This is a genomic window from Streptomyces sp. NPDC002790 (genome assembly GCF_040295505.1).
Lineage (GTDB): Bacteria > Actinomycetota > Actinomycetes > Streptomycetales > Streptomycetaceae > Streptomyces.
Genome location: NZ_JBEOVM010000108.1, coordinates 1 through 21,701, shown reverse-complemented (window position 1 = coordinate 21,701; position 21,701 = coordinate 1). Strand labels below are relative to the sequence as shown.

17 protein-coding genes are annotated in these 21,701 nt (G+C 71.7%); 4 read left to right on the top strand and 13 right to left on the bottom strand.

Translation table 11 applies throughout. The features are described 5' to 3' along the window. Positions 1-182: 182 nt before the first annotated feature. The 7 genes from ABT004_RS30330 to ABT004_RS30300 form a co-directional block, all read right to left on the bottom strand. On the bottom strand, positions 183-1,160 hold the full coding sequence (locus tag ABT004_RS30330; protein WP_351343032.1) for a cation diffusion facilitator family transporter: 978 nt from the start codon (positions 1,158-1,160) through the stop codon (positions 183-185). 88 nt (positions 1,161-1,248) lie between these two features. Next, entirely contained in the window at positions 1,249-2,400 is a 1,152-nt protein-coding gene (manA, locus tag ABT004_RS30325; protein ID WP_351343030.1) for a mannose-6-phosphate isomerase, class I, read from the bottom strand. 91 nt (positions 2,401-2,491) lie between these two features. Continuing rightward, complete coding sequence (locus ABT004_RS30320; RefSeq protein ID WP_351343028.1) at positions 2,492-3,619, bottom strand: SIS domain-containing protein; 1,128 nt, start codon at positions 3,617-3,619, stop codon at positions 2,492-2,494. A gap of 64 nt (positions 3,620-3,683) precedes the next feature. Then, positions 3,684-3,854 (bottom strand): Trm112 family protein, encoded by a 171-nt coding sequence (locus ABT004_RS30315; RefSeq protein WP_351343026.1) that lies wholly within the window; start codon positions 3,852-3,854, stop codon positions 3,684-3,686. A 245-nt stretch (positions 3,855-4,099) separates the two neighbouring features. Next, a complete protein-coding gene (locus tag ABT004_RS30310) occupies positions 4,100-5,467 on the bottom strand; it encodes a phosphomannomutase/phosphoglucomutase (RefSeq protein WP_351343024.1) in 1,368 nt (455 codons plus the stop codon). A 148-nt stretch (positions 5,468-5,615) separates the two neighbouring features. Beyond that, positions 5,616-7,232, bottom strand: coding sequence for an L-lactate permease (locus tag ABT004_RS30305; RefSeq protein WP_351343022.1), 1,617 nt, complete (start codon positions 7,230-7,232; stop codon positions 5,616-5,618). A gap of 117 nt (positions 7,233-7,349) precedes the next feature. Beyond that, on the bottom strand, positions 7,350-7,727 hold the full coding sequence (locus ABT004_RS30300; RefSeq protein ID WP_351343021.1) for a DUF3499 domain-containing protein: 378 nt from the start codon (positions 7,725-7,727) through the stop codon (positions 7,350-7,352). Between the two features lie 321 nt (positions 7,728-8,048). Between ABT004_RS30300 and ABT004_RS30295 the strand changes: the two genes are divergently transcribed. Continuing rightward, complete coding sequence (locus tag ABT004_RS30295; RefSeq protein WP_351343034.1) at positions 8,049-8,534, top strand: metallopeptidase family protein; 486 nt, start codon at positions 8,049-8,051, stop codon at positions 8,532-8,534. A gap of 20 nt (positions 8,535-8,554) precedes the next feature. Here ABT004_RS30295 and ABT004_RS30290 read toward each other — a convergent pair whose 3' ends face one another. The 3 genes from ABT004_RS30290 to ABT004_RS30280 all read right to left on the bottom strand — a co-directional run bounded on the left by ABT004_RS30290 (position 8,555) and on the right by ABT004_RS30280 (position 14,168). Next, the gene (locus ABT004_RS30290; protein WP_351343020.1) at positions 8,555-10,015 is read right to left on the bottom strand and encodes a DUF5719 family protein; all 1,461 of its coding nucleotides are present in this window, start codon (positions 10,013-10,015) and stop codon (positions 8,555-8,557) included. After that, positions 10,012-13,707: a glycosyltransferase family 2 protein gene (locus tag ABT004_RS30285; protein WP_351343019.1), complete on the bottom strand. Its 3,696-nt coding sequence runs from the start codon at positions 13,705-13,707 to the stop codon at positions 10,012-10,014. The genes ABT004_RS30290 and ABT004_RS30285 overlap by 4 nt, the downstream gene beginning before the upstream one ends. A 197-nt stretch (positions 13,708-13,904) precedes the next feature. Beyond that, the gene (locus ABT004_RS30280; protein WP_127831770.1) at positions 13,905-14,168 is read right to left on the bottom strand and encodes a WhiB family transcriptional regulator; all 264 of its coding nucleotides are present in this window, start codon (positions 14,166-14,168) and stop codon (positions 13,905-13,907) included. A 618-nt stretch (positions 14,169-14,786) separates the two neighbouring features. Between ABT004_RS30280 and ABT004_RS30275 the strand changes: the two genes are divergently transcribed. The 3 genes from ABT004_RS30275 to ABT004_RS30265 are packed head-to-tail and all read left to right on the top strand — an operon-like array spanning position 14,787 to position 17,600. Then, entirely contained in the window at positions 14,787-15,281 is a 495-nt protein-coding gene (locus ABT004_RS30275; RefSeq protein ID WP_351343016.1) for a cysteine dioxygenase, read from the top strand. Between the two features lie 43 nt (positions 15,282-15,324). Next, positions 15,325-16,296: a 2-phospho-L-lactate transferase gene (gene cofD, locus ABT004_RS30270; protein WP_351343014.1), complete on the top strand. Its 972-nt coding sequence runs from the start codon at positions 15,325-15,327 to the stop codon at positions 16,294-16,296. Then, entirely contained in the window at positions 16,293-17,600 is a 1,308-nt protein-coding gene (locus ABT004_RS30265; protein WP_351343013.1) for a coenzyme F420-0:L-glutamate ligase, read from the top strand. The genes cofD and ABT004_RS30265 overlap by 4 nt, the downstream gene beginning before the upstream one ends. A gap of 121 nt (positions 17,601-17,721) precedes the next feature. Here the strand turns inward: ABT004_RS30265 and ABT004_RS30260 are convergent, their stop codons facing one another. From ABT004_RS30260 to ABT004_RS30250, 3 genes are all read right to left on the bottom strand, one after another. Continuing rightward, positions 17,722-18,636 (bottom strand): DNA-3-methyladenine glycosylase family protein, encoded by a 915-nt coding sequence (locus ABT004_RS30260; protein ID WP_351343011.1) that lies wholly within the window; start codon positions 18,634-18,636, stop codon positions 17,722-17,724. A 411-nt stretch (positions 18,637-19,047) separates the two neighbouring features. Next, entirely contained in the window at positions 19,048-20,130 is a 1,083-nt protein-coding gene (gene manB / locus ABT004_RS30255) for a mannose-1-phosphate guanylyltransferase (protein ID WP_351343009.1), read from the bottom strand. Positions 20,131-20,221: 91 nt separating this feature from the next. Continuing rightward, positions 20,222-21,493 carry a peptidoglycan recognition protein family protein gene (locus ABT004_RS30250; RefSeq protein WP_351343007.1) on the bottom strand — a complete coding sequence of 424 codons (1,272 nt, stop codon included), beginning with the start codon at positions 21,491-21,493 and terminating at the stop codon, positions 20,222-20,224. Between the last annotated feature and the right edge of the window lie 208 nt (positions 21,494-21,701).

The window sequence follows — 21,701 nt, the reverse complement described above, 5'->3', positions numbered from 1 at the left end:
CCCACTCACTCCCGCTTTGTTATGTTTTACTCACCTCTCTGCGCTTGCTGTGTGGGGGGGCCGGTGGGTGACCCCTACCCCCCGCCCCGCCCCATCCACGTAGTAGAGGAAGCGCTGTATGTGGTTGGGGCCCGCCGGGAAGTCCGGCGGGCCCCAACCACGTACAGAAGTGCAGGAGGTGTTCAGTGCTCCGGGGTCGGTGTCGGGCCGCCGGGGCTTGCTTCCGGGTCTGAGCCCTTCGCGGCCTCGGTCTCGCTGTAGATGTCGGGCTCGAGGTAGATGACGCGGGCGATCGGGACGGCGGCACGGATGCGGGCCTCGGCGTCGTTTATGGCGCGGGCGACCTCGGCGGCCGTGTCGTCGTGCTGCACGGAGATCTTCGCGGCGACGAGGAGCTCCTCGGGGCCGAGGTGGAGCGTGCGCATGTGGATCAGGCCGGTGACGGTGTCGCCGTCGACGACGGCCTTCTCGATCTTCGCGACCTCGTCGGCGCCGGCGGCCTCGCCGAGCAGCAGCGACTTCGTCTCCAGGGCGAGGACGATCGCGATGATGATCAGCAGGATGCCGATGCAGAGCGTGCCGATGCCGTCCCAGACGGCGTCGCCGGTGGCGAGGGTCAGGCCGACGCCGAGCAGTGCGAGGACCAGACCGATGAGCGCGCCGAAGTCCTCCAGGAGGACGACCGGCAGCTCAGGCGCCTTGGCGCGCTTGATGAACTGGCTCCAAGAAAGCTTTCCGCGCAGTGCGTTGGACTCCTTGATGGCCGTACGGAAGGAGAAGCCCTCGGCGATGATCGCGAAGATGAGCACGCCGACCGGCCAGTACCAGTGCTCCAGATCGTGCGGGTGGCTGATCTTTTCGTAGCCCTCGTAGACGGCGAACATGCCGCCTACGGAGAAGAGGACGATCGACACCAAGAAGGCGTAGATGTACCGCTCGCGTCCGTACCCGAAGGGGTGTTGCGGAGTCGCCTCGCGCTGGGCCTTCTTGCCGCCGATCAGCAGCAGGAACTGGTTACCCGAGTCCGCGAGCGAGTGGACGGCCTCGGCGAGCATCGACGAGGAGCCACTGAAGAGGAACGCCACGAATTTCGCTACCGCGATCGCTAGGTTGGCGGCCAGCGCCGCCACGATCGCTTTGGCTCCGCCTGAAGCACTCATGTCGTCCCTGGTGTCCTTTCGAGGTTCTACGTAGTACGTCCCGTGCGCGGTGGGTCATTGTTGCAGCACGGGACGTCGCAGGTGCCTCTCAGGCCACCACCGTCGCACGGAAAACCGTGCCGGATCCGGACACATTCACCGTTTCGCCCGCCGGAACGAAGGCCGAATCGCCGGGTGCGAGCGCGAGCTCGCCGGCCCGGACGGTACCCGCCGTGCACAGCAGGATCTGCGGCGTCGCGGCCGTCAGGTCGTGGTCCGCGCCGCTCTCGGGCAGCACGAAGCGCGAGAGGCGGAACTCGTCGATGGGGGTGTCGTAGACCTCTTCGCCGTCCGGGGACGCCTCAGGGCGCAGTACGCCGGGGTCGGTTGCCTCGAAGCGGACGATGCGCAGCAGTTCGGGCACGTCGACGTGCTTGGGGGTGAGGCCGCAGCGCAGCACGTTGTCGGAGTTGGCCATGATTTCGACGCCGAGGCCGTCGAGGTAGGCGTGCGGGACGCCTGCGCCGAGGAACAGGGCCTCGCCGGGCTGCAGTTGTACGTAGTTGAGCAGCATGGCCGCGATGACGCCCGGGTCGCCGGGGTAGTGGTGGGCGATGCCCGCGTACGGCTCGTAGGCGCCGCCTAGGCGCTGGGCGGCGGCCGTGGCCTCGGTGACGGTGCGCTCCATGTCGCCCGGGTCCGCGCTGAGTACGGCGGTCAGGACCTCGCGCAGCGCCGCCTCTTCGGGGTGGGCGCGCAGCAGATCGGCGTACGGCTTGAGGCTGTCGACGCCGAGGCCTTCGAGCAGCCGCGCCGCTTCCTCGGGCGCGCGGAAGCCGCACAGGCCGTCGAACGGCGTGAGTGCGCAGATCAGTTCGGGTTTGTGGTTGGCGTCCTTGTAGTTGCGGTGCGGGGCGTCGATCGGGACACCGCGCCGCTCCTCGTCCTCGTAACCCTCCTTCGCCTGCTGGAGGTTGGGGTGCACCTGGAGGGAGAGGGGCGCGCCCGCGGCGAGCAGTTTGAGGAGGAACGGGAGGCGGGGGCCGAACTTGGCCGCTGCCTGGTCGCCGAGTTCCGCCTTCGGGTGCGCGTCGATGACCTCGTTCAGCGGGCCGCGCTCGGTGCGCGAAGGGGCGCCGGCGTGCGCGCCCATCCACATCTCCGCCTGCGGTTCACCGGTCGGGCTTGCGCCGATGAGCTGCGGGATGGCGGTGGTCGAGCCCCAGGCGTAGGGGCGGATGGTGTTGGTGAGGCGGTCCATGAAGGTTCTTTCGGTACGCGGTCCAGGGCGGGGCGGCCGGGTGCGGTCGGCCGACCGGGACAGGGTCGGTCCGGGTCAGGGTCGGTCCGGGTCAGGCCCGGGAGGCGAGACCCAGGTAAACGGCGGCGAAATCCGTGACGGCGATCAGCTCCGCGAGGGTCTCCAGGTCGCTGCCCTCCTCCGGTTCCAGTTCGCTGATGGCGATGTCGTGCGAGAGCGCGAGTTCGCGGGCAGCGGGCCGTGCGCTGAGGCCGCCTGCGGGCCGGTCGCGCAGCAGGACGACGCGGGCGCGCAGCATCTGAACCTCCTCGACACGGTCGCGGAAGAAGTCGTCGGGGTCGGCGCCCGCGGCCATGTCGCCGGTGAGGAGCGCGCCGTGGGCGGGCATCGCCTCGGGCAGGTCGGCGGCGAGCGCGGCGCGCCCGGCGAGCTCCGCGAGAGCGGCGGCGAAGCGGCGGCCCGCCGGGCCCGCGGCGGCGCCCTCCGTCCAGATCAGCGGGAGTGCCTCGGCGAGCTCGGCGGCGAGCGTCTTCGCCGGGTTGCTGTACGTGGCGATGGCCGGGCCGCAGCGCTCGGCGACCTGGTCGAGGCGGTCGGCGACCTTCGCGAGCGTGTCCGGCGCGGCCGAGAGGAGGCCTGTGCGGTCGAGCAGAGCGAGGAGGGGCGTGAGCAGTGCCCAGAGTGCGCCCGGCGCGGAGGCGGCCGCGGGTTCGTCCTGCTCGTACGGGGCCGTGGCCATCGGTACGGACAGGCCGTGCGCCCCTGCGACCGACTCGGTCAGCGGGGCGCCGGAGGGGCAGACCGCGACGGCCGTGACGCCGCGCCGGTACGCCTGCTCCACGAGGAGCGAGAGGCTCGGTTCCGTGCCGTCCGGGGTCGCGATCAGGAGGAGGTCGACCGAGCCCGCCCAGCCGGGCAGCTCCCAGCGCAGCGCGCCCGGCGCGGAGGCCACGCCGGTGGGGCGCAGCCGGACGACGGGGCAGGCCGCGCCGGCCAGGCGCCCGACGAGGTCGGCGACGCCCGCGGCGGCCGTGCCGGGGCCCGCGATCAGGATGGCGCGGGGGCGGCCGTCGGGCTTCAGCTCGGCGATGCCGGCCTCGGCCGCGTGCCGGGCCGCCGTGCGGACGCGGGCGCCGGCCTCGGCGGCGCCGCGCAGCAGGCCGCGGCGGTCGGCCCTGGCCAGTGCGTCCGGGTCGTCCAGGATCGATTCGTCGAACATGGCGTCGGGCCTCTCCTGCGGGCGGCTTCTTTTCGGGGATCCGGCCTGATCCGAACGACAGGCCCTAGGCGGGGCGGCGCGCCTCGTCGATCAGGAGGACGGGGATGTCGTCGCGGACCGGGTAGGCCAGGCCGCAGTCCTTGCCGGTGCAGATCAGCTCGGCGTCGGCCTCCTTGAGCGGGGCGTGGCAGGCCGGGCAGGCGAGGATCTCCAGGAGGCCGGCTTCGAGCGGCATGGTTCCCTCCGGGGGGTGTGGGGTTCGGGGTGCGGTGCACCGCGTGCGGCGCTGATCACCAGCGTACCGGCGGGGGCCGGGGGTGTGGGGTGGGCGGGGCCCCGGGGTTGACGCCGCGGGGCTCTGCCCCGGACCCCACTGCTCAATCGCCGCAGGGGCTTGAATTGGCTGAACCAGTGCAGGGGCTTGAAAGACCTGCTCAAACGCCGCAGGGCTTGGTTTACCGCCGCAGGGGCCTGATTCGGTCAGCCGCGGATGATGGCCAAGGCCTCGTCGCGGACCTTTTCCATTGTTGGGGTGTCCCGGGCCTCCGTGTTCAGGCGCAGCAGCGGTTCCGTGTTGGACGGGCGGACGTTGAACCACCAGTCGGTCGCCGTGATCGTCAGGCCGTCGAGCTCGTCCGTCGTGATGCCCTCGCGGCCCGCGTACGCCGCCTTGATCGCGGCGAGGCGGTCGGTCTGGTCGGCAACCGTGGAGTTGATCTCGCCGGAGGCCGCGTAGCGGTCGTAGGAGGAGACCAGGGCGGAGAGCGGGCCGTCCTGGCCGCCGAGCGCCGCGAGGACGTGGAGGGCGGCCAGCATGCCCGTGTCGGCGTTCCAGAAGTCGCGGAAGTAGTAGTGCGCGGAGTGCTCGCCACCGAAGATCGCGCCGGTGGTGGCCATCTCCTGCTTGATGAACGAGTGGCCCACGCGCGTGCGCACGGGCGTGCCGCCGCTCTCCTTCACGACCTCCGGCACGGTCCAGGAGGTGATCAGGTTGTGGATGATCGTGCCCGAGCCGCCGTTTCGCGCGAGTTCGCGCACGGCGACCAGGGCGGTGATCACGGACGGGGACACCGGGTCGCCGTTCTCGTCCACCACGAAGCAGCGGTCCGCGTCCCCGTCGAAAGCGAGGCCGAGGTCGGCGCCCTCGGCACGCACGCGTGCCTGGAGGTCCACGATGTTCGCCGGGTCCAGCGGGTTCGCCTCGTGGTTCGGGAACGTGCCGTCCAGCTCGAAGTACATGGGCACGACGTCCAGCGGCAGGCCTGCGAGGACCGTCGGGACGGTGTGCCCTCCCATCCCGTTGCCCGCGTCCACCACGACCTTCAGCGGGCGGATCGCCGTGAGGTCCACCAGGCCGCGCAGGTGCGCCGCGTAGTCCTCCAGGGTGTCCCGGCGCGTGACGGCCCCCGGCGTGGCGGCCGGCTCCGGGGCGCCCGACGCGCTCCATTCCTCGGCCAGTTGCCGGATCTCCGCGAGGCCCGTGTCCTGTCCGACGGGTGCCGCGCCCGCCCGGCACATCTTGATGCCGTTGTACTGCGCCGGGTTGTGCGAGGCCGTGAACATGGCGCCGGGCAGGTCGAGCGCGCCCGACGCGTAGTACAGCTGGTCCGTGGAGCACAGGCCGATCTCGGTGACGTCCGCACCGAGGGCGGCGGCCCCGCGCGCGAACGCCCCGGTCAGTCCGGGCGACGACGGCCGCATGTCATGACCCACGACGATCGCGGCGGCGCCCGTCACCCGCACGAACGCGGCGCCGAACAGTGCGGCGAGCTCCTCGTCCCACTGGTCCGGGACCACCCCACGCACGTCGTACGCCTTAACGATCTGCGACAGATCAGCAGCAGCCACGGTCTGCCCAGCCCTCCTGGAGTCCTGCACGGACCCACAAAGTACCTGGCCGCACTGACAGCGAACCGTGAACCCCTCATTCCTCCCGGGAAACCCGCCTGCCCGCGTCCTCACTGGTCACAGCAGTACCAAGCGGTGCCCACTCTTCTCACGGCAGCATCCACGACAGCACCGGGGTGCTCTGCGCCCACACGATCAGACACATCACCAGCAGCAGCCCGGCGCTCCACGGCAGCACCTTGCGCAACAGGTCGCCCTCCCGGCCCGCGAGACCGACCGCCGCGCAGGCGATCGTCAGGTTCTGCGGCGAGATCATCTTGCCGAGGACGCCACCCGAACTGTTCGCCGCGGCAAGGAGTTCCGGCGAGAGGCCCGACTGCTGGGCGGCCGTCACCTGGAGGGCGCCGAAGAGCGCGTTGGCCGAGGTGTCGGACCCGGAGACCGCGACGCCGAACCACCCGAGAACCGGCGACAGGAAGGCGAGTCCGGCGCCTGCGGCCGCCACGAAGTGCCCGATGGTGGCAGCCTGTCCGGACAGGTTCATGACGTAGGCGAGGGCCAGAACGCTTGTCACCGTCAGGATCGCGAACCGCAGTTCGTGCACGGTGGCGAACCACTCACGCACCGCATCGCGCGCGTGCACCCCGATGACGACCGCGCTGAAGATGCCCGCGATCAGGACGAGCGTGCCTCCGGTGGAGACGGTCGGCAGCGTGAAGATGTTGCCGCCCACGGGCTTGCCACTCGGGTCGGCAACGTTCAGGAAAGGCCAGTCGAAGACCCAATTGGCCTTGGCGAACAGGTCCTTGATGGCGGGAATCTGCGCCAGGGAGAAGATCACGACGATGAGCGCGTACGGGGCATAGGCGCGCAGCACCTCGGGCCGCGCGTCCTCCTCGTCCAGGTCCTCACTGCGTACGCCGGTCAGGACGGCGGCCCGTACGGGCTCGGTGGCCGGCCTGCGCGCCTGCGGCACCGCGACGAGGGCGCCGGCACCCACCAGGGCGGCGCCGATGTCGGCGAGTTGGGCGGACACGTAGTTGGAGGCGACGAACTGGGCGACGGCGAAGGCGAATCCGCACGCGAGGGCGGGCACCCAGGTCTCGCGCAGGCCCCGCTTGCCGTCCACCAGGCCGACAAGCACGAGCGGCACCACGAGGGCGAGCAGCGGCGTCTGCCGGCCCACCACGGAGGCGACGGCGTCCAGCGGAAGGCCCGTCACCTGGGCCAGTGTCACGACCGGCGTGCCCATGGCCCCGAAGGCGACGGGCGCCGTGTTGGCGACGAGCGCGACGACCGCGGCCTTCACGGGGTCGAAGCCGAGCGCGACCAGCATCACCGAGCAGATGGCGACCGGCGCCCCGAACCCGGCGAGCGCCTCCAGGAGCGCGCCGAAGCAGAACGCGACGACGAGCGCCTGGATGCGCGGGTCGTCGGAGAGCCGCCCGAAGGAGCGGCGCAGGATGTCGAAGTGCTTGGTGCGCACCGTCATCCGGTACACCCACAGGGCGTTGACGACGATCCACATGATGGGGAAGAGCCCGAACACCGCGCCCTGTGCGGCGCTGGAGACGGTCTGCCCCAGCGGCATGCCGTACGCGAGCCAGCCGACGGCGGCTGCCACGGCGAGACCGATCAGGCCGGCTCGGTGCGCCTTCATGCGCACGGCGCCGAGCAGGACGAGGACGGTCACGAGCGGCAGGGCCGCGACGAGGGCGGACAGGCCGAGCGAGCCGCCTACGGGCTCCAGTTGCTGGACGAACACGTGCGCCTCCCGGAATCCCGGAGTCGGGTGGCGAAATCGTCGTGTCCTCAACAATCACGGGTCAACGCGTACGACTGTGAAGATCCCGTGAAGGGGGGCGATCTGGAAGGAAAATGATCAGTTGTCGGGCGAGCGCAGCACCCTGAGGTGGCCGCGGCGCGCGACCTCCATGGGATCCGCGGTGCGCGCCCCCGAGCCGCCGGCCCCGGCCGCGCGCTCCTGCGGGCGGGCCGCCTCGCGCACGGCGTTGGCGAGGGCCTCCAGGTCGTCCCCGCTGGGGCGGCTGGGAGCGCTCGGGTCGGAGAGCCGGACGACCTCCCAGCCACGCGGCGCGGTGAGGCGCTCGGAGTGCTCGGCGCACAGGTCGTAACAGTGGGGTTCGGCGTAGGTCGCGAGCGGGCCGAGGACCGCGGTCGAGTCGGCATAGACGTACGTCAGCGTGGCGACGGCGGGACGGCCGCAAGCGGTGCGCGAACAGCGACGTACAGGGCTCACAGCGTTGGACGGTACCGCACTCTTGAGCGGGCCGCGACGACTCTCCCCGGGGTCACCCCACCGTGTCGTGGCGTGATCCGGCGCACATCACCGCGCGCGGGCGCCCCGGTGACCTGCGTCGACCCCGGGTTGTGCGCCCCACGGGGCAGTTGAAAGCGGTCACCACTCAGGGCATATAGCGTCAATTGCCGCGAGATCATCGATCCGGGAGAGAAGTTGAATCAGCCCCAAGATTGGCCTGATCGGTCAGGAAGCGACATGGAGTGCCCCGTCGGGCGCCGCCCCGCTTCCTGCGCCGCGTAGGACTACGCTGCGTCAGTGATGGAAAGGCCAGTCAACACAGACGACGTGGTTTCGCCGCCCTCCGGGGAGCCACGCCCGCCGCGCCGCCGCGACCGGCACGGCCGGGGCATGCGCGGCCCCGTGGCGCCCCCGCAGGTGCCACTGGCCGCGAGCCGCGCCGAGGCCTTCTCCGACCTCGTACAGGACTCCGTGGAGCGTCTGGAGCGGCGCTGGCCGCAGCTCGCCGAGGTCGACTTCCTGATCCTTGACGTGCCCCGGCTGACGGCCGAGGACGAGGCGTGGGCAGCCGGCGCGGTGCCGCTCGGCGGCACGGTCCCCGCACAGGACGACACCCCCGCGCGCGTGGTCATCTACCGGCGCCCTGTGGAGATCCGCACCAAGGGGCGCGAGGAGCAGGCGGCGCTCGTGCACGAGGTCGTCGTGGAGCAGGTCGCGGAGGTTCTGGGGCTCACCCCGGAGACCGTGGACCCCCGCTACGGGGACTACGGAGACGGCGAGGACTGACCCCGCCGCCCCGTAGACAGCTACTTCTGCACCACCGAGAGGTCCTCGTCCGCCTTCGGCACCGACACCATGCCCCGGTCGTCCGGCAGCGTCTGCACCGTGAACGCCGGGACGGAGCCCTGCTTCTTCTCCAGCATCCGCGAGCCGTGGACCGGGCCGCCCGACACCGGCTCCACCGTCAGCGCGTACGAGCCCTTCAGGCCGGACGGGACGGGCGGGGTGACCGCGAGCGTCGTACCGCCCTTGACCGTGTACTCCTTCGTGGTCGCCGTGCCGCCCTCGGTGCCCGGGGACGCGGTGACCTTGACCTTGCCGGTCGACTCCGGGGCGGTCAGGGCGAGCGTGGAGCCCTTGGAACGGTTGTCGGCCACCGTGGCGCGCGCGCCGATGCTCCGCGTGGCAGGGATGAACGCGGTCTCCTGTTCGGCGCCCTTGCCGCGCGTGACACGCAGGGCGGCCACGACCGGCACGGAGCCCTCGGAGGGCGTCAGGAGCAGCGATCCCGCCTCGCCGCGCGTCACGGCGCCGAGGTCGACGGCCGTGGTCATGCCCGACTTCAGGTGCAGCGTGTCGTGCCCGGCGGGCGCGATCTTGCCGCTGGAGGTCGCGAGCTGGACCTTCAGGTCGGCATCGTCCTGCCCCGGCGCGAACGCGACGAGGCGCACGTTCTTGGCGTCCTTCGGGATGCCGGGCAGCACGAGGGACGCCGCCGGGTCGGCCGAGGCGGGCAGCCAGTCACCGCCCTGCTTCTCGTCCACGTCCGACATGGCCGCCCCGACCCGGCCGCTGCGCGCGGTCACGTGCAGCGTGAGGTTCGTGTACGCCTTGTCGGTCAGCGTCGAGAGCAGCACCGGGACGCTGGACCGCGGCGGGACGGTGATGCCCTCGCCCACCTCGGACTTGATGGCCCCTTCGGGGCCGTACATCTGCACATCCACCACCGCGGCCTCGTCGTCCGGGTTCGTGAGATGGACGTAGTCGCTGCGGCCCTTGGCGGTGCTGGCGCCGGGGAAGTAGAAGTCCGTGTCGGGCTCCGAGCAGTTCACACCAAGCAGGCCGCGGCCGGAGCCGGCGGTCACGCTGGTGGTCTGCTGGACGGTCCAGCCGGGCGCGAGGGCCCCGTCGGCGGTGCCGGTCAGGGCGGGCGCCTCGGCCCCGGTGGCGTCGCCCGCGACGGGCGTACCGGGCTTCTTCGGGGTGACGACCGCCTTGCCCTTCTTGCCGCCCTTGGCGGGCATCAGCTCCGCCGTGCCGGCGCCCTCGGTGCCCTTCGTCTCGGGCGTGTACGAGGTGTACGCGGTCTCGGCCAGGTCGGACTGGCTGGGCTCCGGGCACAGCAGGCTGGAGCGCTCGACAGGGCGGCGCGCGGCGGCCGCTGTGCCGGAGGTGTCGTCCTCGCCGGGCGTGGTGGCGGCGGCGAACCCCGTGACGGCGGCCAGGGCGGTCACGGCGGCGATCAGGGACAGGGTCGTGCGGTTCACTGCTGGCTCCCGTCGGGGCGCTCATTGTCGACGCCGTGGCCGTGGCCGTACTGCTGCTCGTACGTCGGGTCGTACTGCTGGGGCTGGGGCTGCTGGGGCTGCTCGTAGCCGCCTCCGTAGGCGTACGGGTCGTACTGGCCCGCCTGGTAGGGGTCGGCCTGCTGGTCGTACCCGTAGGCACCGCCCTGGTACTGCTGCTCCCCCGCCGCGTACGTGCCGTAGTCGGCGGCCGCGTAGCTGGGCTGGTCCCACTCCGCGTAGGTCTGCTGGTGCGGGAAGCCCTCCACTGGTACCTCCTCCGAAGGAGGAGGTACGGCGGCACCGGGAACCGGCTGGGGCGCCGGCTCCGCCTGTGCCGCCTGCTCCGCCTCGGCCTGGGCGCGCAGTCGGCGGGCCCTTCGGCCGTCGCCCGCGAGGTCCTCCGCGCTCACCATGGGCTCGTCCGGCAGGTCGTCGTCGACGTCCTGGCGCCGGCCCGGCAGGGCGAGCACCACGAGGACGAGGGCGAGCACGCCCTGCGCCCACAGCCAGGCGGTGTGCGTGATCGGCGCGTCGTACGTAACGTCCAACGTGCCGCCCGATGCGGGCAGTTCGAAGCCCTGCGCCCAGCCGTCGACGGTGGTCTTCGTCAGAGGCGTGCCGTCCAGCGTCGCGGTCCAGCCCTCGGCGGACTCGTCGGCGAGACGCAGGACGCGGCCCTCCTTGCCCTGCGGCACCTTCGTGTGCAGCTCGACGGGGCCCGCCGCGACCGGCACGGCCTCCTCCGCCGTGGAACCGGCGTCGGCCTTCGGCAGGACGACGGCCCGCGCCACCTGCCTGTCGACACGCCACAGCGCCGTGCCGTCCTGCTGGCTGAGCCGGGTCAGGCCGGGCGTCGCGTCGAGGACGCGGCTCATCTCGCGGGGCGCGCCGCCTCGGACGAGGACGTAGCGCACGGCGAAGCCGCCGAGCTGGTCGGCCTGGTCGGCGCCGGAGCCGGCGACCAGGTTGGCGACGACCTTGTCGAGCTTGGCGTTCTCGCCGGCGGCCGCGGTCAGCTCGCCGTCGCCGAGGCGCGCGCCCGCGCCCCGGACCAGCGAGTACGCGACGTCGCCCGTGGAGCCGTCCATGACGAGCGTGCGGGCCTGGTCGCGGGTGCCGGCCTCCTCGGCGACGAATGCGGGCACCTGCACCGGGTCACGCCGCTCCACGGGCCCGTCGGCGCCGCCGATCATCCAGCCCGCGGCGAGCAGCACGGGGCCCGCCGCCGCGGCGAACGCGATGAGCGCGGCCACCGGCTGACGCCAGCCGAAGCTCTGCTCGGCCACGCGCGAGCGCGCGCCGTCGGCGCCGAGCGCGGCAGCGGCCAGGAGCGCGATGCCGTAGACGAGGGTGGCGGGCCCCGCCCACGCCGAACCGTTGGACAGCGCCGCGAAGACGAGCGCCACGACGGCGACGGACCAGGAGGCGACGATCGCGCGGCGGCGCTCGGTGCGCAGCAGGGCGGCCAGCGCCGCGAGGACGATGCCGACGAGCAGCAGGCTGCCCGTGGTCCCGGCGCCGCCCGGCGACGCGCCGAGCAGCCCGGGTCCGGTCGCGGCGCCTGCCTCGTAGGAGATGCCGGCTTCCTTGAAGAAGCCGAACGGGAGCAGCGAGAGGGACCACGGCGCGAGCATCAGCAGCGGCGTGCCGAGCGCGGCCAGGAAACGCAGCCCGTAGGCGGAGATGTCGGAGCGCCGCACTACAAGGAGGGCGATACCGAGGACGAGCGCGATCGGCCACACGATCGGCGTGAACGCCGTCGTGATCGTGAGCAGCAGCGCGTACGCCCAGGTGGCCCGCCAGCTGCCGCGCCCGCCCTGAGTGTGCGTCAGGCCCGAGGCGGCGAGCCCCGCGCGCGCGAGAAGCGGCAGCAGGATCGCAAGGACCGTGGTGCCGATGCGGCCGCCCGCGAGGGCGCCCGTGACGGCGGGCAGGAAGGCGTACGCGACGGCCGCCCACGCGCGCAGCAGGCGCGAGGTGACGAGCGGCCTGGACGCGAAGTACGCGGCGAGACCGGCGAGCGGCACCGAGCCGACGAGCAGCACGGTGACCGCGAGTCCGGTGGAGCCGAACAGCACGGTGGCAAGGGTGGCGAGCAGCGCGAGGTACGGGGGCGCCGCCTGGGTGCCGCCCGTACTGGTGGCGTGCCAGGCGTCGACGTAGCGCGCCCACAGTTCGGACGCGTCGGCGGGAGCCGGCAGCAGCGCCCCGCCCGCGAGCGCTCCGCCGCCCAACAGCCCTCTACAGGCGATGAGGGCGACGAAAAGCAGCACTACAAGGAGCACAGGACCGGGGTTGCGGGCGATGCGCTTGAGGCGCGCGAACCGCTCGATCCGGATGAATTCGGCGTCGTCGGGCGACTCGAGGCCGCCGCCACCGTGCCGGCCCGCCCTGGCGGTCTCCGGGTCGGAGCCTTCGAAGAGGTTGCCCGCCATCTGTTCGACGGTGAGCCGCACCGTCGCGCCCGGCGGCGGGAACAGCGGACGCAGTTCCTTGGGGTCGACGACGACGCCCTTGCCGCGCTGCCTACGGGCGGCGAGAATCCGCCCCGGCCGCAGCAGCGTCGCCAGCAGACCGGTGATCTCGTCGAAGGCCTGTCCCGGCACCTTGCCGACGAGGTACGCGAGCGTACGCAGCACCGTGCCGAACACGAGGCGGAGCAGGGCCCACGGAAGCGTCGCCCCGCGCGCGTTGGCGAGCAGTGTGTAGACGGCGCCCGCCTTGTCGACCTTGTGCGGCGACGTGGCGGTGCGGCCGACGCAGTCCACGGTGCGGCGCTCGCGGGAGGAGGCCTCGGCGTGCCGCACGACGGCCTCGGGGGCGACGACGACCCGGTGGCCCGCGGAGTGGGCGCGCCAGCACAGGTCGACGTCGTCGCGCATCAGCGGCAGCCTGCGGTCGAAGCCGCCGAGCTGCTCGAAGACATCACGCCGGATCAGCATGCCCGCGGTGGACACGGACAGCACGGGCCGCACGTGGTCGTGCTGCCCCTGGTCCTGCTCGCGGCGGTCGAGACCGGTCCAGCGGCGCCCGGAGTGGGCGATGGAGACGCCGACCTCGAGCAGCTGCCTGCGGTCGTACCAGCCGCGCAGCTTGGGGCCGACGACGGCGACGTCGCTGCCGGCCTCGCGCTCCATCTCGACGACGCGCAGCATCTGCGCGAGCGCGTCGGGATCGGGCGCGCAGTCGTCGTGCAGCAGCCACAGCCACTGCTCGGGTTCACCGTGCGGCAGGTCCGGCAGGTCGTACGCGTCGTCGCGCCAGGAGCGGCTGACGGGGTCCCAGCCGCTGGGGCGCTTCAGGTACGGCAGCTCTTCCGGGGTGAGGACGCCCGCGCTGCGCACGGCCTCCCCGACGGCCTGGCCGAAGCCGGTGCGGCGCGCGAGGTGCAGAACGCGGTCGTCACCGATGGCCCGCGCGACGAGCGCGGCGGAGTCGTCGGCGCTGCCGGTGTCGGCCGCCATCGCGTTCTGAACGGGGCGCTCCTGGGAGAGCAGTCCTGACAGAACGTCGGGCAACCAGCGCGCTCCGTCGTGCGAGACGACGACGGCGGTGACGACATGCCTGGGGAACTCGGGGGCGCTGCTCGGGTCGACCCCTGCTGCGTGCCCCGGGTTGAACGCGGCGGCGGCAGTGCCGAATTGGCCTGCCGAGTGGCTGTGCACGGACATCGAGGTACGGGCCCCGGTTCGTTGGACTGCGGTGGACGCCCGCGCCCACTGGGGACACGGTGGCGTCCGGGACGGGGCCCCACACTAACGGCTGCCAACAAACGCGACCCGCCGCCTGTGGACAACCACGGGCAGCGGGCCGGAAAGCACCGCGCATCTCGGGGCCGGGGCTTGGGGCCCGACCCGAACGACAGGCGTTATACAGCGGCCTTCTTCAGCCGGCGGCGCTCGCGCTCGGAGAGGCCGCCCCAGATGCCGAAGCGTTCGTCGTTGGCGAGCGCGTATTCGAGACATTCGGAGCGGACCTCGCACGCGAGGCAGACCTTCTTGGCCTCTCTCGTGGAGCCGCCCTTCTCGGGGAAGAAGGATTCGGGGTCGGTCTGGGCGCACAGCGCGCGCTCCTGCCAGCCGAGTTCTTCTTCCGCGTCCTCGACCAGCAGATCCTGAAACGACTCGGTCATAGTGCGCCCCTCGTCTGTCCGTGCGTCCCCGTGGTATTGCCGTCACCGATTTCGGCTGAACGACACGAGTGAAATTACAAGTGTGCCGATCCGGGGCAGTCAAGCCGAGATCTGCTATTGGGCCCGTTATTCACTCTGCGGAACCAAGGCTATGCGGAAAGTGTTCAAATCGCCAAAAATCATGACACTTGCCCGCGGCTCATCTGGAGCCGGCCGCCCTCCACGCAGCCACCCCTCCTTCGATGAAGCGCTACAAGGAGGGACGCCGCAAAGATCGCTGCCGTTCCGACGTTTGCACGCCGGGTTGCTGCGCCACATGTCCGGCCGCCGCGCTGCACAAACCTTTCGGCAGCCAAGGGCACCGGATGAGGTGAACCATATTCCACAATCCGGACATGTAGTTGACAACAAGGGCATGACCCGCTGTCCTGATGGGCATGCTCGCGTATTCGGCACTCTCGACGACCCGCACCGCCGGGTCCGTTCGCGCTGCCCTCGCAAGCTGCCGCTGTTGCTGTTCCAGCTGTTGAGTCGTTGAGCCCGTCGGCTCCGACCACGCTTCTTCTCATCTCAGTACGACCCTGTGCACCGCACTCCCTTGAGGAACACCACCACCCCATGAACAGCGACAGCGACCTCCAGATCGCCGGCGACATCCTCGAAGTTCCGCACCTGCTGCAGCCCGCCCGGGAACACCCCGAGACGGTGGCCGAATTCGTCGGCCTCGCGCGCTCCATCGCCGCCGACAACTCCCAGTGGGAGCACCTCGTCGAGTACGACGCCACGACCCGCTGGTACCACCGCCTGCGCACCGGGCCCGGCTACGAGGTGTGGCTCCTGTCGTGGGTGCCGGGCCAGGGCAGCGGGCTGCACGACCACGGCGAGTCCTCCGGCGTACTGACGCTGCTGCAGGGCGAACTGACGGAGCGTACGCAGGGGGGCGTGCGCGCGCTCGGCACCGGCGCACAACGGGTTTTCGCGCCTGGCTACGTGCACGAGGTCGTCAATGACTCGCTGGAGCCCGCGGTCAGCCTGCACGTCTACTTCCCGGGCCTTACCCAGATGCCGATGCACACGCCGACCTGCTCGGTCGACGCGGGCGCCACTGTCTGAGACCGGCCGACGCGTTGTCAGTGGTGCCTGCGATGCTGGGCACATGCGCATTGTGGTTCTGGCAGGCGGCATCGGTGGTGCCCGGTTCCTTCGCGGTCTCAAGCAGGCCGCGCCGGACGGCGCGGCCATCACGGTCATCGGCAACACCGGGGACGACATCCACCTCTTCGGCCTGAAGGTCTGTCCGGACCTCGACACGGTGATGTACACGCTGGGCGGCGGCATCAACGAGGAGCAGGGCTGGGGACGTACGGACGAGGCGTTCACGGTCAAGGAGGAGCTCGCGGCGTACGGGGTCGGACCCAAGTGGTTCGGGCTCGGCGACCGGGACTTCGCGACACACATCGTCCGTACGCAGATGCTGAGCGCCGGCTACCCGCTCAGCGCGGTCACCGAGGCGCTGTGCGAGCGGTGGCAGCCCGGCGTGCGGCTCCTGCCCATGTCGGACGACCGCGTGGAGACCCACGTGGCGGTCGATGTGGACGGTGAGCGCAAGGCCGTGCACTTCCAGGAGTACTGGGTGAAGCTGCGCGCCTCCGTGGAGGCGCAGGCCGTCGTGCCGGTCGGCGCCGAGGAGGCGAAGCCCGCGCCGGGCGTCCTGGAGGCCATCGCCGAGGCCGACGTGATCCTCTTCCCGCCGTCGAACCCCGTGGTGAGCGTCGGGACGATCCTGGCGGTCCCGGGGATCCGGGAGGCCATCGCCGAGTCGGGCGCGCCCGTCATCGGGCTCTCCCCGATCGTGGGCGACGCACCCGTGCGCGGGATGGCCGACAAGGTGCTCGCGGCGGTGGGCGTGGAGTCCAGCGCGGCCGCGGTCGCCGAGCACTACGGTGCGGGGCTGCTCGACGGGTGGCTCGTCGACACGGTGGACGAGAAGTCCGTGGAGCGGGTCGAGGCGGCCGGGATCCCGTGCCGGGCCGTGCCGTTGATGATGACGGACCCCGTGGAGGGCACCGCCGCCGCGGAGATGGCGCGCGAGGCGCTGAAGCTCGCCGAGGAGGTGCGGACCGCGTGACCGGAACCCCGGGCTTTCGCGCGTGGGCCCTCCCCGGCATCCCCGAGGTGCGGGAGGGCGACGACATCGCGAAGCTGATCGTCGCCGCCGAGCCGGGACTTGTCGACGGTGACGTGCTGCTGGTCACCTCGAAGATCGTCAGCAAGGCCGAGGGCCGCGTGATGCAGGCCGACGACCGGGAGGCCGCGATCGACGCCGAGACCGTACGGGTCGTGGCTCGGCGCGGCACGCTGCGGATCGTCGAGAACAAGCTGGGGTTGGTGATGGCCGCGGCGGGAGTCGACGCGTCCAACACCCCTGCCGGGACAGTGCTGTTGCTGCCCGAGGATCCGGACGCTTCGGCCGCCGCCATCCGGGAGGGCGTGCGGGACGCGCTGGGTGTCGAGGTCGGGGTCGTCGTCACCGACACCTTCGGCAGACCGTGGCGGAACGGTCTTACCGATGTCGCCATCGGGGCGGCAGGCGTGCGCGTACTCGACGACCTGCGGGGCGGCACGGACGCGTACGGGAATCCGCTCAGCGCCACCGTGGTGGCCACCGCCGACGAGCTGGCGGCCGCGGGTGACCTCGTGAAGGGGAAGGCCGGGGGTCTGCCGGTCGCCGTCGTGCGTGGACTCGACGCGGCCACTGGCGAGGACGAACAGGGCGGCTCCGCAGGGGAGTTGGTGCGGGTCGCGCGCGACGACATGTTCCGGCTCGGCACGTCGGAGGCGGTACGGGAGGCCGTGACGCAGCGGCGGACCGTACGGGCGTTCACCGACGAGCCGGTCGACCCGGGGGCCGTGCGGCGGGCCGTCGCCGCGGCCGTCACGGCGCCCGCGCCGCATCACACGACGCCGTGGCGGTTCGTGCTCCTTGAGTCGCAGGAGTCGCGGGTGCGGCTGCTCGACGCGATGCGAGACGCGTGGGTCGCGGATCTGCGGCGGGACGGCAAGAGCGAGGAGTCGATCGCGAAGCGGGTGCGGCGGGGGGATGTGCTGCGTCACGCGCCTTATTTGGTGGTGCCCTGCCTCGTGATGGACGGATCGCACACGTACGGGGACGCGCGGCGGGATGCCGCCGAGCGGGAGATGTTCGTGGTGGCCGCCGGGGCCGGGGTGCAGAACTTCCTGGTCGCCCTGGCCGGGGAGCGGCTCGGGTCCGCGTGGGTCTCGTCGACCATGTTCTGCCGGGATGTCGTGCGGGATGTGCTCGGCCTGCCGGAGGCGTGGGATCCGATGGGGGCCGTCGCGGTGGGGCATGCGGAGGGGGTGGCGGGGGTGCGGCCGGAGCGGAGGGTCTCCGACTTTGTGGAGGTGCGGTAGGGCGTCGTGCGGGAGCGCGTCGTGCGGGCGTTTTGTGGTGGGCGTTTTGTGGTGGGCGTTTTGTGGTGGGCTCGCTTCGCCTCGCCACTCCTGGTTTCGTCTCGCCACTCCTCGCTTCGTCTCACCACTCCGCGATGTTCACCTTGCGCATCTTGGGTTGTCTGCGTGGTGGTGAGGCGCCGCTGAGCATGATCAGGCGGGCTGCCCGGTGGCGCTGGCCCGCGTACGGGGCCAGGAGTTCCAGCATGTCCTCGTCCGTCGCGTCCCTGTTGCCCGCGAGGGCGTGACCGACGATGCCGGGCAGATGCAGATCGCCCGTCGTCACCTCGTCGGGGGCGCCGTGCGTGCGCTGGACCGTCTCCGCGGAGGTCCAGGGGCCGATGCCGGGGACCAGTTCCAGGCGGGTGCGGGCCTCCCCCGGTTCCATCCGCACCGCCTCTTCCAGGCGGCGGGCCACCTTCGCCGCGCGGATGATCGTCGAGGCGCGCTTGTTGTCCACGCCCGCCTTGTGCCATTCCCAGGAGGGGATCAGCGTCCAGGTGCGCGGGTCCGGCATCACGCGCATGCGCAGGTCCTCGCCGGCCGGGCCCGGGGCCGGTTCGCCGTACTTGTTCAGGAGCAGGCGCCAGGCGCGGTACGCCTCGTCCGTCGTGACCTTCTGTTCCAGGATCGACGGGATCAGGGACTCGAGGACCAGGCCCGTGCGGGTGAGGCGGAGGCCGGGGCGGCGGTGGGTGGTCCGGGCGACGAGGCGGTGGCGGGGTTCGAAGGCGGTCGGGTCGTCGGACTCGCCGAGCAGGTGCGGGAGGTGGGACAGGAACCAGTCGGCTCCCTCGCCCCAGGCCCGGGCCCGGACCGCGCCGTCGCGGTCCTCGGTCACGCGGAGGGTTGCCGGGCCCTGGGGGGTGCGGCTGGATCGCCACACCGCGCCGTGCGGTGTGGAGCGGAAGGTGGGGTCCGCGGGGCCTCTGCGCAGTGGGCTGAGGGTGAGGCCCAGGTGGAGAGGGGTTTCGGAGGGGTATCGGCGGCCGGCCACGGGGTCCTTCTGGTGGGGCGGGGTGGTGGTGCGGGGTGGGTCTTCGAGGGTAGGGGGTTTTCTTCCCCGAGCCCGCCCCTTCCCGAACTCGGGGCTCTGCCCCGGGCCCCGCGCCTCAAGCACCGGCGGGGCTCTAAAGATCGGGGCTCCGCCCCGGACCCCGCTGCTCAAACGCCGCAGGGGCTTGAATGGCTCACCCGTCCCCAGGGGCTTGAACGGCTCGCCCGTCCGTAAAGGCTTGAATGGCTCGCCCGTCGCAGGTGGTTCGGGGTAACCGTAGGGCTTGAATGGCTCGCCCGTCGCAGGTGGTTCGGGGTAACCGTAGGGCTTGAATGGCTCGCCCGTCGCAGGTGGTTTGGGGTAACCGTCGGGCTTGAGTGGCTCGTCCGGTGCGCGGGCTCGGAGTGAGGGTTACTGGTCCGATGAGAAGCGGATGGAGGATGGGGGGAGGGTTGTGTTGCACCACACGCGGGCGCCGGACTGGAGTTCGTTGTCGGGGCCGACGTGGGCGCCGTCGCCTATTACCGCGTTCTTGAGGGTCGTGCGGGCGCCGATGCGGGCCGCCGTGCCGACCAGGGAGTCCGTGATCACCGCGCCCGGTTCGATCACGGCGTCGGGGAGGATCGCGGAGCCGGAGATGCGGGCGCCCTCGCCGACACGCGCGCCCTCGCCCACGACCGTGCCCTCGGTGAGCTTCGCGTCCGGGGCCACCCTGGCCGTCGGCAGGATCAGGCGGTCGCCGCGGCGGCCGGGGACGGCGGGTGACGGGGCGCGGCCCATGACCAGGTCGGCGGAGCCGCGGACGAAGGCCTGGGGGGTGCCGAGGTCCAGCCAGTAGGTCGAGTCGACCATGCCCTGGAGGTGGGCGCCCCCCGCCAACAAATCAGGGAACGTCTCGCGTTCGACCGAGACCGGGCGGCCCGTCGGGATCGTGTCGATGACCGAGCGGCGGAACACGTACGCGCCCGCGTTGATCTGGTCCGTGACGATCTCTTCGGGGGTCTGGGGCTTCTCCAGGAAGGCCGTCACTCGGCCGGTGTCGTCCGTCGGCACCAGGCCATACGCGCGCGGGTCCTCGACCCGCGACAGGTGGAGGGAGACGTCCGCATCCGAGGACTCGTGCGTGGCGACCAGGGCGCCGATGTCCAGGCCCGTCAGGATGTCGCCGTTGAAGATCAGGACGGGCTCGTCGGGGCCGGAGCGCAGGCGCGACGCGACGTTGCGGATGGCGCCGCCGGTGCCGAGGGGCTCGACCTCGGTGACGTATTCGAGGTGGAGGCCGAGGCGGGAGCCGTCGCCGAAGTACGGCTCGAAGACCTCGGCCAGGTACGAGGTGGCCAGAACGATGTGGTCGACGCCCGCCGCTTTCGCGCGCGCCAGTTGGTGCGTGAGGAACGGCACACCGGCCGCCGGGACCATCGGTTTCGGCGTGTTCACCGTGAGTGGCCGGAGTCTGGTGCCCTTGCCGCCGACCAGGAGGATCGCTTCAGTCACCTGTCGTCTCTGCTTCCTGCTGGGGCCGGCCGAACTGTCTTTCGGCCGGCCAGTGTATGCAGACCGTGCGAGGCGCCCAGGCCGGCCGGCGTCAGCGACCCTGTAGGTGGGCGGAGCTGGTGCGAGCGCTGCCGAGCTTGTTGTAGAGCCGGCGTCCCGGACATTCGGTCGCGAAACCGTCCCTGTGACCGGAGATCACCTTGAGTCGTACATTCTTTCCCTTGCGGTAGAGATTGCCACCGCCCGACTTCAGATATGTCGACCCGCGCGGATTCGCGCCGTAGAGGCCGAGCTTCCAGGCCGTGAGTCGTGAGATGGCCTTGACGGCCGCGGCAGGTGGGTTGGAGCTGCCGAACGAGCCCAGGACCGCGATGCCCGTGCTGTTGGTGTTGAAGCCGAGGGTGTGTGCGCCCATGACCGGCTTGGCGACGCCGCCGGCCCGGCCTTCGTAGATGTTGCCGCACTTGTCCACGAGGAAGTTGTAGCCGATGTCGCGCCAGCCACTGCTCTTGACGTGGTAGCGGTAGATACTGCGGATGACTGAAGGGGCTTGCGAGCAGCGGTAGTTGTTGCCGGTGGCGCTGTGGTGGACGAAGGCGGCCTTGACGGTTTTGGTGTAGCCGAGCTTGCGTTCACGGAGTTTCTCGTTGGCGCCCCAGCCTTTGCGCGTGATGATGCGCGGGCGTGGGCCGATGAACGGGCGGGCCTTGGCCGCGGCCGGCTTGCCGCCGCGGGCCTCGATCAGTTCGTCCTCCGTCTGCTTCTTGTCGAGGGCGGGGATGACGCCGGCGTTGGCGCCTTCCGCGCGGGAGCCCTGCGGGGGCTCTTCGCCGGGGTCGACGAGTTCGAGGCGCAGGCCCTTCGGGAGGGTGGTCGGCGGTTCGGCGTTCTCGGCCTCGGACTCTTCCGCCGTGACGCGTACTTCCACGCCGTCGCTGTTGCCGACCCAGAGCGGGGCGGTCGCGCCGTGCAGATTGCCCGCGGCGCGTTCTGGGGTGCCCAGGTCGGGGGCGTCGTCGTTGTGGGTCTCCACGTCCTGCCAGGTGGACCAGCGGGTGGTGTCCGTGGTGCGGGTACGTACCTGTACGTGGCCGTGGAGTTGGGCGTCGGGGTCGTCCCAGACGACGCCGACGAGGGAGAAGGGGTGTACGTCGCGGCGTGTGAGCCCCTGTTCTTGGGGGGCGCCGGCGGCGCGGGTCGCGGTGCTGCCTGATGAGGCTTCGAGGGGGAGGGACTGGGTGCTGCCGGGGATCGCTTCGCGCGTCGGGGACGGCGCGGCGTGCGAGGCCGTGGGCAGGGTGAGCGGGAGGGCCAGGGCCGCCGCGCAGGTGACACCGATCGATGAGGCAAGGAATCCACGCATGCGCACGATCGTGTGCGGATCCGGGGGTGTCGGCCATTGGGGAGGGTCATACGGGTGTCGTGCCGCGACGGGATGGTCGGCTGCGCCGGGGCGGGGCCCGAGGATTCGTTGCGCGGCGCCGGGGTCTGCCACCCGTGCCGTGGTCGGCGCCCGTCGTATGGGTGCGCCGCACCGGGGTGCCGCCTTGGGCAATCTGCCGCCCAAGGCG

Excerpts from the sequence above, each read along its gene's own strand:
- manA (WP_351343030.1), bottom strand. The coding sequence starts at position 2,400 with ATGGACCGCCTCACCAACACCATCCGCCCCTACGCCTGGGGCTCGACC.
- ABT004_RS30315 (WP_351343026.1), bottom strand. The coding sequence starts at position 3,854 with ATGCCGCTCGAAGCCGGCCTCCTGGAGATCCTCGCCTGCCCGGCCTGC.
- ABT004_RS30250 (WP_351343007.1), bottom strand. The coding sequence starts at position 21,493 with ATGCGTGGATTCCTTGCCTCATCGATCGGTGTCACCTGCGCGGCGGCC.
- ABT004_RS30280 (WP_127831770.1), bottom strand. The coding sequence starts at position 14,168 with ATGACCGAGTCGTTTCAGGATCTGCTGGTCGAGGACGCGGAAGAAGAA.
- ABT004_RS30330 (WP_351343032.1), bottom strand. The coding sequence starts at position 1,160 with ATGAGTGCTTCAGGCGGAGCCAAAGCGATCGTGGCGGCGCTGGCCGCC.
- cofD (WP_351343014.1), top strand. The coding sequence starts at position 15,325 with ATGCGCATTGTGGTTCTGGCAGGCGGCATCGGTGGTGCCCGGTTCCTT.
- ABT004_RS30320 (WP_351343028.1), bottom strand. The coding sequence starts at position 3,619 with ATGTTCGACGAATCGATCCTGGACGACCCGGACGCACTGGCCAGGGCC.
- ABT004_RS30285 (WP_351343019.1), bottom strand. The coding sequence starts at position 13,707 with ATGTCCGTGCACAGCCACTCGGCAGGCCAATTCGGCACTGCCGCCGCC.
- ABT004_RS30275 (WP_351343016.1), top strand. The coding sequence starts at position 14,787 with ATGAACAGCGACAGCGACCTCCAGATCGCCGGCGACATCCTCGAAGTT.
- ABT004_RS30295 (WP_351343034.1), top strand. The coding sequence starts at position 8,049 with ATGGAAAGGCCAGTCAACACAGACGACGTGGTTTCGCCGCCCTCCGGG.